Annotated in this window: 11 protein-coding genes; 5 read left to right on the forward strand and 6 right to left on the reverse strand. The window is 56.1% G+C overall.

Features of this window, described 5'->3' with window-relative positions:
• Positions 1-163: 163 nt before the first annotated feature.
• Positions 164-1,678, reverse strand: coding sequence for a DUF4153 domain-containing protein (locus ACQ4N8_RS08805; protein WP_430703973.1), 1,515 nt, complete (start codon positions 1,676-1,678; stop codon positions 164-166).
• A 138-nt stretch (positions 1,679-1,816) separates the two neighbouring features.
• Here ACQ4N8_RS08805 and ACQ4N8_RS08810 point away from each other — a divergent pair, with 138 nt between their 5' ends.
• The 3 genes from ACQ4N8_RS08810 to ACQ4N8_RS08820 all read left to right on the forward strand — a co-directional run bounded on the left by ACQ4N8_RS08810 (position 1,817) and on the right by ACQ4N8_RS08820 (position 5,548).
• On the forward strand, positions 1,817-3,580 hold the full coding sequence (locus ACQ4N8_RS08810) for an ABC transporter substrate-binding protein (RefSeq protein ID WP_430703974.1): 1,764 nt from the start codon (positions 1,817-1,819) through the stop codon (positions 3,578-3,580).
• 74 nt (positions 3,581-3,654) lie between these two features.
• On the forward strand, positions 3,655-4,431 hold the full coding sequence (locus tag ACQ4N8_RS08815) for a Cof-type HAD-IIB family hydrolase (RefSeq protein ID WP_430703975.1): 777 nt from the start codon (positions 3,655-3,657) through the stop codon (positions 4,429-4,431).
• Between the two features lie 184 nt (positions 4,432-4,615).
• Positions 4,616-5,548: an S-layer homology domain-containing protein gene (locus ACQ4N8_RS08820; protein WP_430703976.1), complete on the forward strand. Its 933-nt coding sequence runs from the start codon at positions 4,616-4,618 to the stop codon at positions 5,546-5,548.
• 90 nt (positions 5,549-5,638) lie between these two features.
• Here ACQ4N8_RS08820 and ACQ4N8_RS08825 read toward each other — a convergent pair whose 3' ends face one another.
• From ACQ4N8_RS08825 to ACQ4N8_RS08840, 4 genes are all read right to left on the reverse strand, one after another.
• Positions 5,639-7,516, reverse strand: coding sequence for a cellulase family glycosylhydrolase (locus tag ACQ4N8_RS08825; RefSeq protein WP_430703977.1), 1,878 nt, complete (start codon positions 7,514-7,516; stop codon positions 5,639-5,641).
• A 410-nt stretch (positions 7,517-7,926) separates the two neighbouring features.
• Positions 7,927-10,077 (reverse strand): glycoside hydrolase family 6 protein, encoded by a 2,151-nt coding sequence (locus ACQ4N8_RS08830; protein WP_430703978.1) that lies wholly within the window; start codon positions 10,075-10,077, stop codon positions 7,927-7,929.
• Between the two features lie 613 nt (positions 10,078-10,690).
• Positions 10,691-12,040 (reverse strand): MATE family efflux transporter, encoded by a 1,350-nt coding sequence (locus ACQ4N8_RS08835; RefSeq protein WP_430703979.1) that lies wholly within the window; start codon positions 12,038-12,040, stop codon positions 10,691-10,693.
• 59 nt (positions 12,041-12,099) lie between these two features.
• Positions 12,100-13,032 carry an aldo/keto reductase gene (locus ACQ4N8_RS08840; RefSeq protein WP_430703980.1) on the reverse strand — a complete coding sequence of 311 codons (933 nt, stop codon included), beginning with the start codon at positions 13,030-13,032 and terminating at the stop codon, positions 12,100-12,102.
• A 241-nt stretch (positions 13,033-13,273) separates the two neighbouring features.
• Here ACQ4N8_RS08840 and ACQ4N8_RS08845 point away from each other — a divergent pair, with 241 nt between their 5' ends.
• Positions 13,274-13,837 (forward strand): TetR-like C-terminal domain-containing protein, encoded by a 564-nt coding sequence (locus tag ACQ4N8_RS08845; RefSeq protein ID WP_430703981.1) that lies wholly within the window; start codon positions 13,274-13,276, stop codon positions 13,835-13,837.
• A 175-nt stretch (positions 13,838-14,012) separates the two neighbouring features.
• Entirely contained in the window at positions 14,013-15,713 is a 1,701-nt protein-coding gene (locus tag ACQ4N8_RS08850) for an oleate hydratase (RefSeq protein WP_430703982.1), read from the forward strand.
• Positions 15,714-15,932: 219 nt separating this feature from the next.
• Here the strand turns inward: ACQ4N8_RS08850 and ACQ4N8_RS08855 are convergent, their stop codons facing one another.
• Complete coding sequence (locus tag ACQ4N8_RS08855; RefSeq protein WP_430703983.1) at positions 15,933-17,204, reverse strand: glycoside hydrolase family 125 protein; 1,272 nt, start codon at positions 17,202-17,204, stop codon at positions 15,933-15,935.
• Between the last annotated feature and the right edge of the window lie 3 nt (positions 17,205-17,207).

The following is a 17,207-nucleotide window of genomic DNA, read 5'->3' on the forward strand; positions in this document are numbered from 1 at the left end:
CTCTCCTTCTTTCTCCGGATAAAAATTTGGTCTTCCGGCCCCTTCCATCGAAGTCGGCCGCTACAGCTCACAGTATAGCTTGACAACGCTTTCCCGGCAACAAGAACAAACACCTTCCCGTTTGAAGGTGTTTGTTCTAAGCCGAAGTCTCCTCTTGCCTGCCTTATGGCCGCCGCAAGCGATCCTCCTTCAGCGCATGGATCGCCCGGGACTCGGCGAGATTAAAGGCCGGCCATTTGCGGTCTTCCCGCGTCAGGTAATCCCAGCGCTCATGCAGTTGGCGGTTCAGTTCCGGATCGGCTTCGCGGCTGTACCGCAGAAGCCGCGGTACCGTATCGGGCGATAGCTGCGTCAGATATTGGGCATCGATATTCCCGTTCTCCAGGTAGCGCTCGAGATTTTTGCGCGCGATCACCTGATCCATATTGGCATAATTGACGATAACATAGGCCGCCAGGCTGACGACGATAAAGCACTTCGCGAGCGGCAGGCGCGCGAGCCGGATGCGCAATCCGGCGCAGGCCAGCAGCACCGCCAAATAGATCATAAAAGCGTGCGACAAAAAGCGGATGTACGTGTATCCGTACGCTTCTTCATACAGCAGCAGTCGCGTAAACGCCGACACCAGCATGACGCCCGAGCAGCCAACCAGGATATACAGCAAAGCCGGATTCAGCTTCCGCAGCAGTTTTCCGGCCTGACCGCCGAAGGTCAGCGTCCCCGCCAGGATCGCAAAGTTAATGACCGTCACCGCAATCAGCTCGAAAAAGCCGCTGCGGGCGTATTCCGCATAGGAGCTGCCGGCGGGCAGCACGCCCCGCCAGGCGCCGAACAAATAAGAAAACTGCAACGACACGAACAGTATGTACACGATATTGATCGCGATCAGTACGGTCGCGGCGACGATCGGGTCGATCCTGATCTCTAACGGTTCGTCATGCGCCGGCGCGGGAACGGGCAAGGCCGGCTCGGGCCGTGGGCTGACGAATCCCCACAGGTATCCGAACAATAGCAACCCTAACACCGCGATATAAACGGTCCGGAACGTCCCTTCCCCGAATGAAAGGCTTTCGTTGATCCAGTCGGGAATCGCCGAGAGCAAACGGTCGAAGCTGCTGTCCGCCGAGGTCAGCAGCCCCACGACGATGATCAGCAGCGGAAGAGCGATCAATAGGCCCAGCAGCACCTTGCCGATCGCTTGCTTGCGGTGGTCCGCGACCTTCCTCGCGGACACGGACCTGGCGAGCCGAAACACCGTCGCCAGGTGGCGCAGGTTCTGCGGGATCATGTGGTCCAGCGTATCCCAGATCAACCTGATATCGCTCCAGGAGCGTTTTTTCGGGCTTAATATGTAAGTTGTATGCGCAAACACCAGACAAAGCAAAGCCAGGACGTTTAGCACGGAAAATAAGGGATTGGCAAACAGCGCGAAGGTGAGCGACAACAGCAGGACGACCCCGAACGAAAACCAGCCGAACCGGGGAAACGGCTTGCGCATACGCTCCGTTGCGAATAACCCGATGTACAGGTAGAACAGGCAGACGAAAATCGGTACCGAGACGCCAAATCCGTTCCCGTAGAAAAGATACTGGTGAATCGCAGCCAGCCCGAAGGCGGCGATCAGCGCCGAAATCACGCTGCGGGGAGAAAGGTCCTTCTCGTTCATTGGCAAATCCATCGCTTTGGATTCCTCCATTCGTGGAATGTGATGCAGGAAGACAATGGTTTCCTTATAGCCCATTTTAAATGATAAAATAGGAAGATAAAGAGAAGAAAACGAAGGGGAAATTTCGTATTTTATCGGGAGGTCGGCAAGGTGAAATTGCATCATCAGTTTCTGCAGTTGCACGCGCGATTTGGCCATAATGACGGGGAAGGGATAATCGGGGTAACGCTGGACGAGCTTGCGGCAACCTTGCGCTGCACCCACCGCAATGCGCTGACCGTGATTCACAGAATGGACGCGTCCGGGTGGATCGAGTGGATCTCCCGGCGGGGACGCGGCGCGCGTTCCACCTTACGGTTCAGGGTGCAACCCGGGGAAATCGCCGCGCAATCGGTGATGCAGGCCATCGACCGCAAGGACGTTAGTTTGGCGATCCGCGATATCCGCAAGCACGCCGGGGCCGCCTCGTTGCAGGATCAGCTGCAGGGCTGGCTGTTATCCTATTTCGGGCATCATGCCGAAATCCGCCGCGACCGGCAGATCGATTCTTTGCGGTTGCCGATCCGCCAGCCCCTGAATACCGTCGATCCGCTCAAGATGAACCTGCTGGCCGAGTCCTTCGTAGCCAGCCACGTCTTTGACGGGCTGATCCGCCGCGCCAACGCCACCGGGGAGATCGTTCCCGGGCTGGCTCATGCGTGGGAAACCGATGACCGCGGTACGACGTGGACTTTTTACCTGCGCAAAGGCGTGTTGTTCCACAACGGCAGCCTGCTGACGGCCGAGGACGTCCTGTATACGTTCGAGCGGTTGGCCCGAAGCTCCCGGAGATCGCTGTACAGCGCGATATTCCGCCAAATCCGCGCAGTGTCGGCGCTGAGTTCCAATACGGTCCGCATGGAGCTGAAGGAACCCTGCGAATTGTTCCTGCCCTGCCTCTGCACCACCCGAGCGGCCATCGTTCCCCGGAACCTGGATCAACGCGGGGAAGAGCGGTTTGGCGTACGGCCGGTCGGAACCGGTCCGTTCAAGGTGGCGGTGATGGAGGACGACCTCTGCGTGCTTGAGGCGTTTCCTCATTACTTTCAGGGACAGGCCCATCTCGACCGGATCGAAATCGTGCACGTGCCTTGGGAGCTGAGCAGCAAAGAGCGGGCAGCCGGCGATACGCTATCGCCCTTTCATGTCATCCCGGGCCAAGCCTCCGCGGAAAATGGCACCTGGAGCGAAATGCATTCCCAGGTGTCCGTGCGCAAGTTCGTTACCTGCAACACCCGTAAAGCCGGGCCGCTCAGCGATCCGCAGATTCGGGCCAAGGTGTTTGCCGCTCTGCAAAGCGGCGAGGCAGCAGCCGAAGTCCCGGCCGGGGTTGCCGCTGCCGTCGCCGATGCGCCCGCCGGCAGCCCGGCGCGGCAGTCAGCCCCTGAACCGGACGACTCCCGGTCCGGCTCTCCGCTTCTCATCGCCACGATTACGCCCTACAGACCGGACGCGGATCTGGTCGCCCGACGGCTGGAGGCTGCGGGCTATGCCTGCCAAGTCCTGTCCTCGTCGGCGGAGGAGTTCAAGGGCGACATCCGCCTGCAATCGGACTTGATCGTGTTTTCGCTGCTGCGCGACCAGGACGAGCAACTGCGCCTGTACGATCTGTACCAGACTATTTCCGAGCATGTCGAGCCCCACCGGCAAACCGACGTGCATAAGCAGCTGCGAACCCTCGCCCGGGAGCCGGGGCCCGAAGCGAGGGCCGGGCTGTTCGCCCGCATGGAACGGCAGCTGATCGACGGCAACGAGCTGTTTATTTTATCGGAGAAACCGCTGCAAACCGCATATCTCCCTATCGTCCGGGGCGTGACCTTCAACGGCCAGGGGTGGGTTGATCTAAGGAACCTCTGGTTTCCCCCGCAGCTCTAGCTTGTTATAAATGCGTAATGGTACACTTGCGTAAGAGAACCTATATATAAGATGGATAGGAGCAGATACCGACTATGAGCTATAAAATCGTATTCTTCGATATCGACGGCACGCTGGTCAACGAAGAGAAGCGCGTGCCGCAAGACACGGTCGACGCCGTCGCCGAACTGAAAGCGAACGGCATCGAGCCGGTCATCGCTACCGGCCGCGCGCCTTACTTCTTCAAGCCGATCGCGGAATCGCTGCACATCGAGTCGTTCGTCAGTCTTAACGGAGCCTACGTCGTGTACCGCGGCGAGCCGCTGTATCAACGAACCTTGGCGCCGCAAAGCCTCAAGAAGCTGGTCGAACTAGCCGGGCGGCATCGGCACCCGCTCGTTTTTCAGGGCCATGAACAGTACTATGCGAATGCCGAAGGACATCCGGCGATCCATGAATCCGTCAACTCGTTGAGAGTAGAGTTGCCCGGGTTCGATCCGGAATATTGGAGCAAGATGCCGATTTACCAAGCTTTCCTGCATTGCGAACCCGAGGATGAGCCTCTGTACGACAACGCGTTCGACGACCTGCGGCTGATCCGCTGGCATCCCCAAGCGATGGACGTCACCCTGAAAGGCGGCTCCAAAGCGGTCGGCATTGCGGCGATGCTGGAACGCCTCCAGCTCTCTCTGGCGGATGCCGTCGCCTTCGGGGACGGATTAAACGATCTGGAAATGCTGCAGCAGGTCGGCCTGGGGATCGCCATGGGCAACTCGCATCCGGATTTGCTGCCGTATGCCGATTACGTGACGGCTTCCGTGGATGAAGGCGGCATCCGTCAAGGGTTGCGGCATGCCGGTCTGATTTCTTGAACGGATAAGCCAAAAATAACGCCAACGCTGAAACATCTGCGCGTTCTCCTGCGTCAGTAGGTTAAACCCAATCATTTACGGGGGGAGGGAATTGATACCTCAACCGCGCCGGGCCCGAGATCGACGAGTTCCCCGGCGTTGATGAAGCCGTTTGACCCGACTATTTTCAGGAGGTAATGCCACGATGAAATCGAACAAATCCTTTACCAAAATTCCCAAGCTGACGCTGCTGATGGTAATCGTATTCAGCTTGATGTTCGGCGGAAGCGCCTCGGCCTTCAGCGACGTCAAGGGCGATAAGGAGCAGAAGGCGATCGAACGCCTGGAGAAGCTTGGCATAATCAAGGGAGACCGCTGGGGCCGTTTCCAACCGGCACAAAAAGTTACCAGCGCCTCGGCCGTTTCGCTGATCGTCCAAACGCTGGACCTGAACTTCGACACGATCCGGTTTGTCAAAATGCCGAAAGCCAGCGACTATTACACCAAAGTCAAGGATAACGCCTGGTATTCCCAAGCGTTCGTGATCGCCAATTACTACGGTCTCGATATTCCGAAGGACATCAACCCGGCGGCCAAAGTGACCAAGGAGCAGTTCAGCCACTGGCTGTTCAAGGCGCTGAGCACGAAAGGCGAATTCTTCTGGACGATGCAATATACGGAAATCAAGGACGGCAAGCAGATTAACGCCAACTACATGGACAGCATTCAAAAGCTGCTGAACGCGGGCATCGTCTCGCTGGACAAAAACAAGAACTTCCAGCCGAACCAGCCGGTATCCCGCAGCGAAGCCGCAGGCATGCTTGACCGCACGCTCAAATTCATCAAGGATACTCAAACCACGCCCGATCCGGTTCTAGGCAAGCTGTACGATTTCGGCCTGAGCACGGACGTGATCTCAAGCGACATTCGGAAGGTGACGATTTCGGCGATGGCTCCGCATCCCGGATACGGGCTGGAGGTTTCCTCCATCGCGTTCAAGGACGGGAAAGCGATCATCGATTACCGCGTGCTGCCCCCGGATCAGGACTCCTTCTATCCTCAGGTGATTTCCGAAGTCAAAGCGGTAACTTACATCCCTGCCGGTTTCGAGCCGGTGTTGGGCGCACAGTCGAAATAAATCCGTTCAGAATAAAGACGATTTCGTTCCCGCTATGCTAGCGGGAAGAAATCGTCTTTTTGCATGCAAAGTTTTTTACAGTAAGGGTTCTTAAGGCTCTACTCCCCAGACCAGTGAATCTTCCAGGTATAAAGTTACCTTATCCCAGTCGGCATAAGCCGTTTTGGTCGGATCGAAGGAGTAGTCGTCCGCTTCGTTGAAATTGGACCAGTCGGACTTGGTCATGCGCAATTGAATTTCACCGGTTTCCCCGCCGGCCGGAATAGAGCCCGCCGCAGCCTTAAAGCCTAGCTCGACATAAGTGTCGGTAAAGGTGCTTTGAATGTTGGCGGCTCCGATTGGCGCCCAATCCACCCAAGCGCTCATGCTTGGAGTGCCGTCTTTCGAAAAGTAATAGCGGAGCTTCAGGTCGCTCAAGCGAACTGCGGTCGTCCCATTGTTTTTGATATTAAAATGCGGCTTGATCTGGTTGTCGGTCGGATTGGCGTCGGCCGCCTTATACTGCACGGCCAGCTTTCCGTCAGGCACGTTTGGGCCTTCTTTCGGCGCCGCGGCCGCCTCGGCTGAATCGCGGCTTTCTCCCGCGGAATTTACGGCACTGACCACATAATAATAGGTCGTGCCGTTTGCAAGTCCGCGATCGGTAAAGGCGGTGCCCGTAATCCCGGCGGCTACGGGCGTATATGGTCCTCCGCTAGTCGTCGCCCGCTTCACATTATAGCTTTCCGCCCCGGCGGAAGCCGACCAGCTCAAGCCGATCTGTCCGTTGCCCGCCGCAGCCGTCAATCCGCCGGGGGCAGTGGGCAACACCTCGCCTAACGGCTGCATAATCCGGTCCAGCATGGCTTGCTTCGGCTCGTTCCAGGTGACCCAATCGTCCAGAAGCAGCCCGCCCGTGTCTCCGGAGTTCGGGTTCACGCACCAATAGGACCAATAAAGCCCGTTATCGCCGATATAATCGACCAAGCCGTTCTGCCAGTTGCCTTCAACGCTGCTCATGTCCACGCTCCGGCCGCCGAATTCGCCCACGATGACCGGGGCGATGTTTTGCTTGCTGACATATCCCCAATACGCGTCCCAAATCGCTGGCATGTTATCGGGAAAGGAAGGGTCCGAGAACCATGGCTGGGAGGCGACGCCGGGACCGTAATCATGGGCGGAATAAACCAGCTGGTTCGGAACATTCAACTCTACCGGATGAGTGGCGACTCCTTTAAGGTTTCCGCCCCACCAGTACCCGTCGCTGTGGCCTTGCACATTTTTCTCGATCCCTTCGACGATGATCAGCCAATGCGGATTTACGGACAAAATGGCATTGCCCGCCCGCTCCGCCGCCAGCTGCCAATCGGTGGCCGGATCTCCCGTTCCCCAACTGGCCGGACCGTGGGGCTCGTTGTGCAGGTCCGCGCCAATTACCGTGTCGTTGCCGTTGTACCGTTCCGCCAGCATCTTCCAGTCATCGATCCAGCGTTGCTCGGAATAGTCCGCGGTATACCAAAGCTCGGATTGACCGCCGGACCCGGGACGATGGCGGTCCAGAAAAATCTTCATACCGCGGGCTCCTGCTTTTTCAATCAGCTTGTCCATAATCTGGATAGGAGTCAGCCCCATTAAATCCGGATTTTTGACGTAGTCGATGCTGTTGGGGGCGGACCTGGCGTCAAACATTTGGTTGCAGTACGGCAAACGGATCAGGTTGTAACCGTGTGCTTGCATCTGATCCAGGACATCATCCATCGAGCGCGTCCACAAACCGTGGGGCGAATAATTCGCCGTTTCGAAGCCGAACCAGTTGATCCCGTTGAACACCGCCGGGTTTCCAGTGGAATCGACGATCCGGTTTCCCGACGTATGGTAATAGTTCGCGGCCGCTTCCGCATGTCCGGGGACCGGGCCGGTCATTCCGATTCCCATGGCGCCGAACGCGAGCGAACCGATCAGAAAACTTTTGACAATCATTTTGAACATACATTTCCCCTCTTTCCTAAGTGAGGTTTCTTTGAAAATTCCGCATAGCCACCTTTCCAAAGTCTTGTAGAAAAGGACCGGAGGACAGAAAAACGCCGGAGTTCAGCTCGGATTGTTGTATTTCATACAACAATTTAGACGCAAAACGGCTTGAAAACCGCAGATTGTTGTATTTAGTGCAATAATTGGCGGGGAGTTTGGCTTGCTGTTGTAATATTGTTGTACTGTGTACAACATTTCGGCCTGAAAACCCTGGACCCGATTAGTTTGTTGCACAAAATACAACATTTGCCCCCTGCCACACTGGCGGATTTTCGGTTCGCCATCACATATCTTAAGAAAGCGGAGAAGAACAGGCCTCCCCGCTTTCCTCGCTTTACGAGCCGCCAAGCGCAAGACGCTTCATTTTATTACGGTTCTACGCCCCAAACCAGCGTATCGTTTTGATAAAGGGTAATATGATCCCAATCCGCGTAAGCCGTTTTGGCGGCATCGTACGAATAATCGTTGCTTTCGTCAAAATTGGACCAGTCGGTTTTGGACATCCGCAGCTGAATGTCGCCGGACTGCCCGCCTGCGGCGAGTTGTCCGGCCGCTGCGGCAAAGCTCAGCTCGATATAGGTGTCCGCATTCGTCCCGGATGCGGTGCCAAACGTTTGCTGAATATTAGACGCGCCCAGTTGGGCCCAATCGATCCAGGCGTTCACGTCCTGGCTGCCGTCCTTCGTAAAGTAATAACGTATCTTCAACGTGCTTAAATCAACGGCAGTCGTCCCGTTGTTCTTGATATTGAACTGAGGCTTGATTTGATTGTCGGCAGCGTTTGTATCTCCGGCACGGTATTGCAGCACCAGATTCCCGGTGCCGGTTCCGCCGCCGCTCGGCGTCGCGGCAACCTGGGCCGAATTCGCGCTTTCCCCGGCGCCGTTCACCGCGCTGACGACATAATAGTACGTCGTGCCGTTCGTTAGGCCGGTGTTCGTGTAGCTTGCGGCGGTAACGCCCGCCGCAACGGTCGTGTACGGCCCGCCGCTGGTCGTGGCACGCTTCACGTTATAGCTCGCGGCGCCGCTTGATGCCGCCCAGCTCAGCGCAACCTGCGCATTGCCCGCCGTCGCGGTCAGGCCGGTTGGCGCCGCCGGAACGGTAGGCGTCTCGCCGCCGTTGGCGGGAATGGCCGGGTATGCATTTTGAACCAGTTGAACGAATTGGTCATGGAACCAGTGTCCGGAAATCGGAGCACCCGGCAATGCGCCGGTCAGCGTGCCATTGGCATTGGTATAAGTCGGGTCGCACATTCTGTCGAACCCTTTGCCTTCATCGTTGGGAATGGCCGTGCTGGAGCCGTCCGATTCACCCGGAGGCTTCACCCATACGAAAGCGTCCAGATGAGAGCCAGGATAACCCGTCGGCGCGGCCTGCGGAGGCTGGCCCATTCCGGCGCCGCTGGCATTGCACCAGTTCCCGCGATGGAGACGCTTGTCGATGCGCCCGGAATCGGCATACGCGTCCACCGTTGTGCCGCTGGCCCCGGTCGGCCGGTTCGGACCGCCCCACCCGTTGCGGGAGGTATCGATCAAGAAGCCGATGCTGGACGGCCAGCCCTTTGCCACGAACCCGGAATACAGGGCCGCAGTAAAGTCCGCCTCGTCAAAATACGGATTCCATTCATAATACTTGGCGGATTTCAACTGTCCCCCGTTGATCGTCAAATTCGGGTCTGGCAACAACGGCTCCTCCAGCGGAGTCGTGTTGGCCGTATTGGTGATAAAACCGTCCACGCTGGCAAGTCCGGCAGGAGTTCCGGCGACGACCGACGTAAAGAGGTCGATGGCCGGCTGCCGGTTGCTGTCCCAGCCCAACCAGCCGGAGTGACCGATGTCCATGTAGTTGTAGACGTTAGGAATGGCATGCAGCTTTTCGAGGGCATACCGCGTTGCATCCCGGTAAATGTTGGTCGAATTGGCTTGCGCGCATCTTGAATCGCTCAGGTTCGTCACCAGATTCGGCAGCGAATCGGGCTCGACAATGGCTACAATCCGGATCCCGGCGTATTTCGGATCGGAAAATACTTCAACGATGGGATCAATGTAGCTCGTTTTATAAGTCTGCAAACCTGCCGCTGACAAGGGCAACTCCCCATTGGAAGCCAGGGCGTGGCAATCCCGGCCCGGCAGGTTGTAAATCACGAAGCTGGCGGCGATCGGCGTATTTCCCTGCTTCTGGGCAAGCACCTCGTCCATCGTCTCCTCCAGGCTTTTCCGACCGCCGTTTGCCTCCCCGCCGGCAATGGCCGCAATGCGGTCCAGCCAAACGGCCGTCGGGTACGACTTGACGGTCTGCATCTTGGCCCTCAGCGTATTATCGCTGACCTGGGCGATGGAGGTATCGATCAGCGCCGCATAATCGGGATTCACATACAGGGTCGCGCCCAGAAAAGGATTATCGACGTGAGCTTCGGCAGCATAACTCCTTTGTACCCCGATAGGCTGCAATAGCGTTAGCGCCAACGCTGCAACTGCGATCATCGCCGCCATTCGCTTAAAAAGTTTCGAAAACATGAGATCACTCCCTAATATTGATTGTTTACGTTCGGCCCTTTACGGGCATAAGAGAACTCCTCCTTTTCTCACAAAATGCCGCCGATACCCACCTCCCCTTTCGCATAGCATTATTCCAATTCGAACCGACGTGATCATCGAGTCGAAGGAATAAACATTCAATTCAAATCGAGCTCCCTGACCCAAGTATGCGCTTACAAAAATCGGCTTTTCCTTTTGATGAATTAATAAAATTTCTTATTCCCGCCCATGACATGGAGTTTTAATAAATAAAAGATAAATTTGGAATAAAAAGTTAAAAACTTACATCTTTATATTATTTTTCCGGCCTGTCTATTGTATAGTTTAAATTCTTCCGTTATGGAGTTGAAATTCTTTCGAATTTCATGTTGGCACAATAAAGGACCTCGCTGTTGGCGAGGTCCTTTGATGTATGCGGAGGGGTTCTGAGATTATACGAAAAATCGAATAGATTTAGCCGTTTTCATTGTTTTTGGCGGATTGTATATGAAATTTCGTACCCCCGGTTTCAGTGTTAACCAACTCTTCTTTGAAGCCTCCGCCTCTGCGGTTTTTCTTGCGATATCAAGCCGGGCCTTCGGAGTTGATGCTTCTAACCGAACATCCGGATCCAGCGATAACGGTTCACTTTGACCACGGCCACGAAGCATTTGAGGATTTGATCCGATTTAAGGCAAACGAACGTCACCAGCGGCGACAGCTCGAACACCACGGCGCACAGGACGGCGGACGGCAGCACGATCAGCCACATGAAAATAAAGTCGTTGTACAGCACGAACTTCGTGTCTCCCCCGCTCCGGACGATCCCCGTCAAGGACGGCATATGATAGGCGGTGCCTACGGCCGTGACGGATAACACCGTCATGAACTGGAGAGCGAGCGCCTTGGATTCCGGCGAAATCGAGTAAAAGTCCAGAACTACATCCTTGGCCAAAAATAGCACCGTCCCCGTGCCAAGCCCAATTACGAGAAACATCAGCTGCAGCGTTTTGGCATAAGGCTTGATTTTCTCCGGGTGCCCGCTGCCGATCGTTTTTCCGATAATGACGGCCGTTGCGCTGGCGGAAGCGTACGTCACGACCGACACGATCTGAAAAATCGTCGTGGCGATGCTATTCGCGGCGATGGCCGCCTCTCCCATATGCCCTAGGATCCCCGTCTGCACCGCCATCGCCAGGCCCCATAAGGCGTTGGACAGGAGGATCGGCGATCCGACCTTTACATATTGCTTGAATAGCCCGGCATCGAACCGCAAAAAGTCCTTGAGCGCAAAGCCGATCTTGCGGTCGAACCGCCCGAGATACCCCACGACGATCGCGCATTCGATGATCCGCGCCGTCAGCGTCGCTATCGCCGAACCGCGGACTCCCCAGGCGGGAAAGCCGAAATGCCCGTAAATGAACAAGTAATTCAGGCAAACGTTGATGGTCAACGTGGATAATGAAATAACGAAGCCGATTTTGACCGTTTCCACGCTGCGCAGCGAGGCGAGCAAAATGTTCGTTACGGCAAAAAAGACGTAAGAATAACTGATGATCCGCAAATACTTGACCCCTTCGGCAATGACGCTTTCCTCATTGGTGAACAAGGACAAGCAGCCATGGGGGAAAATAAAGACGGCTAGCCAAAGCAGCAGGCTGAGCGCCAAAGCGATGCGCAGCCCGATGCCGGCGACCTTCTTGATCGTCTCGCTATCTCTGGCCCCCCAAGCTCTCGAGGACATGATGACCAGCCCTTCGCCCGCGCCCATCACCATCATTTGCAGCAGGAACTGGATCTGGTTGGCCAGGGCTACCCCGGACAACGCCGATTCGCTGTACCCGCCAAGCATCACGTTATCCGACAGGTTGACGCCGAACGAAATGACGTTTTGCAGCGCGATGACCCAAGTGAGCCTGAAGAAGCTTTGATAAAATCCTTTTTCCCGTACCCATAAACTCATGTAGGCAACCCTTCTTTTCCGTCATGCGGTTACGCGTTTCGTGTTAGCATTGGCGCGTGTCACCAGCCGAGATTTTTGTGGCGGATGTCCCGCTCCCATAGTTCCTGCAGCTTGCGCATGGAGTCCTCCGGCAAAAGAGCGCCGCTGGCTGCGGCATTCTCGCGGAGCTGGGCGCTGTTTCTCACCCCCGGAATGACCGTCGCGACCTCCGGATACCCCAAGACAAACCGCAAAGCCGCCATCGTCATCGTCGTTTGATCGTCGGCGATAAACCCGATTTGGTCCAGCAGCTCCGCCCGGGCCCGGATCGCCTCCGGGGACCAGCGGCTGCGAATCCCGCTGAAGGTGCTGGCGCGGTTATATTTGCCGGATAACCAGCCGGAGTCGAGCGGCACCTTGATGATCAAAGCGATGTCCTTGTCCTTGGCCAGCCCGAACGCCTCCGCCGTCTCCTGATAAAAGATGTTGAACATCACTTCCATCACGCCGAGGCTGGAATGGCGGATCGCCTCGAACATTTCCCGGCTGGAATCGACGGAAACGCCGTAGGCCAATATTTTGCCTTCCGTTTTGAGGTCCTCCAGCACTTGATAATGCCCGTATTTGCCGTCCAAATGATCAAACGGCGGATTATGGATCAGCACCGAATCCAGATAATCGGTTTGCAGCCGCGTCAAACAGCGTTCCACCGAACTCCGGATTTGCAATGCCGAGTAGTCCGTCCCTTCCGGGGAATGGCCGAATTTGGTGTTGATCACGGCTTTGCCGCGTTTACCCGCCAGCGCCTTGCCGAGCAGCACCTCGCTTTTGCCCTGCGCATAATTGGGAGCGGTATCAAAAAAATTCACCCCCAAGTCCAGCGCTTCGTGCACCAGCCGGATGGCCTCATCATCCTCCATCGCCGCCCAATCCTGCTTGTTGCCGAGCTGCCAGGCGCCAAAGCCGATTTCGGATACTTGTTTCCCCGTGGTGCCGTACCGTCTGTATTTCATCCTCTCACGCTCCCTGCGATCATTTTGGAAAATCCCGCATGCCTTTGCCCGCCAAGCCTATCATGATGTCTCATGCCCCATATTCTAGCTCGATTTCCTATAAGGCGCAATGAGGGGAAATATAGGCGGGGCAAGCAAAAAACCTGAAATCCCTCCCTGGCAACTATGCTATACTAGATAGACCGAATTTCCATATTCCCTCATAAAATTCCTTATAATAGCATTCATATAGGAGGGCAACATGTCGTATTCCCAAATCACCAAAAACGCGTTGGCCCGTTCTCTAAAAAAGCTGATGCTGACCGTCCCGCTAAACAAAATCACCATCCGGCAGCTTACGGCGGACTGCGGCGTCACCCGCCACACCTTTTACAATCACTTTCAGGACATTTACGAGTTGCTAGGCTGGGTATACCAAACGGAAGTGATCGAAGGGCTCGAGCCGTACCGCAATGTTGCCGGCTGGAAGCAGGGGTTCTTAAGCGTGCTGCGTTATACGCAGAACCATAAAACCATGTGTCTGAACACCTTCCATTCGCTGGGGCGCGAGCATTTGGAGAAGTTTCTGTACGGCGTGATTTACGATGTCATGATCGAAGTCGTACAGGAACTGACGAAGGATAGCGGCTTGAGCCTGCGTTCTAAACAAGAAGTTGCCGATTTTTACGCGTTGGCTGTCCGCGGGCAGGTAATCCAGTGGCTGAAGGCGGGAGCCGCTACGGATCCGGTCGAAATCGTCGACAAGGTCGGCAAGATCCTCGACGGCAACCTGGTCCGCAGTTTGGAGAACTATCGGCACGGGTAAGCTCGGCCTTCATGTTCCATTCACACTTTGATCATAAACGGTACAATGTTCCCCGAATGTGCAAACCATGGACATTTGCTTTTAAGTGTCCATGGTGTTCTTTTTTTCCGGCGGATATATTTAAGGCAACTCATGAGCATGAGCACCTATTCTACTGGAGAAAGGAAGACGACTTATGGGAACGTACCAAAGAATTCACCCGCGGGTTCCGGAAGGCATCGCGGCGAAAAAAGCCTATTTGGTCGGCGGAGGCATCGGTTCTTTGTCCGCTGCGGCATTCCTCGTTCGCGACGGGCATATGCCGGGGAAAAACATCCATATTCTGGAGGAGTCCGCTGTTTACGGCGGTTCAATGGACGGCGCGGGCAACGCCAAAGACGGCTACAGCGCGCGGGGCGGACGCGAAATCGAGGAGCATTTCGAATGTTTTATGGAGCTGTTCGGCTTTATCCCTTCGTTAACCAATCCCGACCGGACCGTACTAGACGAATTCCGCGAATTGAACCTGGCGGAGCCGATCGAGTCGCATTGCCGGCTGGTGGAGAACGCCGGGCAGAAGGCGGATTTTTCCACGCTGGGACTGTCGACCGCGCATGCCTTGCAGCTCGGCAAACTGGCGGTACTGACCGAGGAGAAGCTCGGCGCCGCAACGATTGAGCAATTTTTCGATTCGAGCTTCCTGGAAACGAACTTCTGGTATTTCTGGCGCTCCATGTTTGCGTTCGAGAACTGGCACAGCGTCGTGGAAGTGAAGCGTTACATGGAACGGTTTATGCATTTGATTTCCGGCATGAACCGGTTGAAGGGCATTTTGCATACGGAATACAACCAGTTCGACTCCCTGGTCCTCCCGCTGATGAAATGGCTGGAGGCGCAGGGCGTCCACTTTGACAAAGGGCATCAGGTCATTGACCTCGATCTCGATTTGACGAACGGCGAGAAGGTCGTGACCGCCATCCATCTGAAAGTGAACGGGGCGGCCAAGGTGATCCCAACGACCCGAAACGATCTCGTGCTGGTGACAAACGGCTCAATGACGGAAAACTCCACGAAAGGCGACCTGAACCGCCCCGCCGTTCTTAACCGTTCCGTAAACGAGCGGGGCTGCTGGAGCTTATGGGAGAAGCTGTCCGCCAAATCCCCGGATTTCGGCCGCCCGGAAGTGTTTTGCGGAGATATCGACAAAACCAAATGGCTGTCCTTTACGATTACCCTCACCGACGACGATATCGTATTCCCGCATTTGCTCGAACTAACCGGCGATGTGCCGGGGATGGGCGGCGTGGTGACGATCAAAGATTCCAATTGGCTGATGTCGTGGACCGCCCCGAAGCAGCCGCATTTCATCAACCAGCCGGATAACGTCAAAGTCCTGTGGGCCTACGGATTGTTCCCCGACGCGGTCGGCAACTATGTGGACAAGAAGATGTCCGACTGCACCGGACGCGAACTGTTGGAGGAGCTCTGCTGCCATATGGGACTGAAGGACCGCATTCCGGAAATTCTGGCCCATACGACCAACGTCATTCCTTGCATGATGCCGTACATTACTTCGCAGTTCATGCCGCGCGTCATGGGCGACCGCCCGCAGGTCGTGCCGGAGGGCAGCGTCAACCTCGCTTTCCTTGGGCAATTTGCCGAGGTGCCGGACGACTGCGTGTTTACGGTGGAGTATTCCGTCCGCACGGCGATGATGGCGGTATACCGGCTGCTGAAGCTGGAGAAGGAAGTGATTCCCGTGCACCCCAGCCGATACGACGTGCGCGTCCTTTTGACCGCAGTGCGAACCTGTCTCGGCAACAAGCCGCTGCCGCTGGACAAATCGCTGGGCGAGCTGATGTCCGGCACGGAAATCGCCAAGCTGCTGATCGGATAGCATAGCGGCATGCAGGGGGCTTGAACGGTCGCCAATGAACCGTCGTGCCCTGTTCGCCTTCGAGCCAAAAAGCGCGAGGGCAGGGTTGCATAATCCCTGCTGCTCGCGCTTTTGGTTTTGGCTTGGGTTTGCCCCTCCACCCTGGAAAACCTGCAATAATGCATCTTTTTTCTCCGGAAGGGGGATTTAGGTAATTCGGTGAGAACGCCCTCCACCTTGTTAGGCGTCTACCCCCGCGTATTTCATGATCAATTCGCTGCATATGGAATTGGCCCAAGCGAACCATGGCCGCGTGTAATTGCCCGGATCCTGCACGTCAAAGCCTTCGTGCATGAATCCGGTATCCGCATCCGTCGTCTCCAGCAGGCGCAGCACCTGCTCGATCTCCTCCGGATCGGTGGAGGTCAGTCCCTGCATTGCCAGCGCAATATGCCAGACGTAGCCGGCGGGTGTATGCGGGCTGCCAATCCCTTGTGCTTTCTCGCCGGCATAATAATACGGATTCTCCTCGCTCAGAATGAACCGTCTCGTATTCCGGTAGAGCGGGTCCTCCGCGCTGCAATATCCGAGATACGGGAGCGCGAGCAGGCTTGGCACGTTAGCGTCGTCCATCAGGTTGTGGTTCCCCAAACCGTCGGTTTCGTAAGCGTAGATTCTTCCGTATTTCTCATGCTCGACGATCGCGTACTTCTCGATTCCTTGGCGAATTTCCCGCTGAAGGCGTTTGGCCGTCCGCTCGATGTCCCCGTCCCGGAAAAACACCAGATTGATCTCGATGATATACCCGAGCACCACGACGGCGAACATGTTGGCCGGCACCAGATAGCCGTAAGCGCAAGCGTCGTCGCTGGGGCGGAAGCCGCTCCAGGTCATGCCGGTATAGCCGACCTTCGTGCCGCGGCCTTCGTTCGCCAGCGTATCCGTCTTGGGACAATCGCGCCGCTCGAAGGTGTACGGCGATTCTTCATGACGTTGCTCCGTGCTCCAGAGCGACAATATTTGGGCGATCGCTTCTTTGAAAGGCGCATCGAACATGCCTTCCCTCCCCGTTGCCTTCCAGAACAGGTAAGCAAGCTGAATCGGATAACACAGCGAATCGATTTCGTATTTGCGTTCCCACACCCACGGATGATGTTCCGTGAGATCCGTTTTATGGCCGTGATGGTTTCCTTCGAGATTGAAGGCATTGGCGTACGGATCCAGGTTGATGTACCGTATCTGCCTGGCGATCACGCCTTGGATCATGTCCGCCAGCGCGGCATCCTGTTTGGCCGCGTGCAAATAGTGCCTCACCTGCGCGGAAGAATCGCGCAGCCACATCGCGGGAATGTCTCCCGTAATAACGAAAGTGCTTCCGTCCTCAAGCGTTTGCACGGTCGTTTCTATCGTGTTCGGATAGCAATTGGCGAACAGGCGGGCAAGCTTGGGCCGTTGCGCCAGCTTTTCCGTCACGGCCTCGATCGTTTGTTGAATGGACCGGTTCTCCAGCATGGT

This window comes from Paenibacillus macerans (assembly GCF_050565405.1).
GTDB classification, from domain to species: domain Bacteria; phylum Bacillota; class Bacilli; order Paenibacillales; family Paenibacillaceae; genus Fontibacillus; species Fontibacillus macerans_B.

What these genes read in the sequence shown, in the direction of transcription:
- ACQ4N8_RS08840 (WP_430703980.1), bottom strand. Translation starts at nt 13,032, where the DNA reads ATGAAATACAGACGGTACGGCACCACGGGGAAACAAGTATCCGAAATC.
- ACQ4N8_RS08855 (WP_430703983.1), bottom strand. Translation starts at nt 17,204, where the DNA reads ATGCTGGAGAACCGGTCCATTCAACAAACGATCGAGGCCGTGACGGAA.
- ACQ4N8_RS08815 (WP_430703975.1), top strand. Translation starts at nt 3,655, where the DNA reads ATGAGCTATAAAATCGTATTCTTCGATATCGACGGCACGCTGGTCAAC.
- ACQ4N8_RS08830 (WP_430703978.1), bottom strand. Translation starts at nt 10,077, where the DNA reads ATGTTTTCGAAACTTTTTAAGCGAATGGCGGCGATGATCGCAGTTGCA.
- ACQ4N8_RS08825 (WP_430703977.1), bottom strand. Translation starts at nt 7,516, where the DNA reads ATGTTCAAAATGATTGTCAAAAGTTTTCTGATCGGTTCGCTCGCGTTC.
- ACQ4N8_RS08820 (WP_430703976.1), top strand. Translation starts at nt 4,616, where the DNA reads ATGAAATCGAACAAATCCTTTACCAAAATTCCCAAGCTGACGCTGCTG.
- ACQ4N8_RS08805 (WP_430703973.1), bottom strand. Translation starts at nt 1,678, where the DNA reads ATGGATTTGCCAATGAACGAGAAGGACCTTTCTCCCCGCAGCGTGATT.
- ACQ4N8_RS08850 (WP_430703982.1), top strand. Translation starts at nt 14,013, where the DNA reads ATGGGAACGTACCAAAGAATTCACCCGCGGGTTCCGGAAGGCATCGCG.
- ACQ4N8_RS08845 (WP_430703981.1), top strand. Translation starts at nt 13,274, where the DNA reads ATGTCGTATTCCCAAATCACCAAAAACGCGTTGGCCCGTTCTCTAAAA.
- ACQ4N8_RS08835 (WP_430703979.1), bottom strand. Translation starts at nt 12,040, where the DNA reads ATGAGTTTATGGGTACGGGAAAAAGGATTTTATCAAAGCTTCTTCAGG.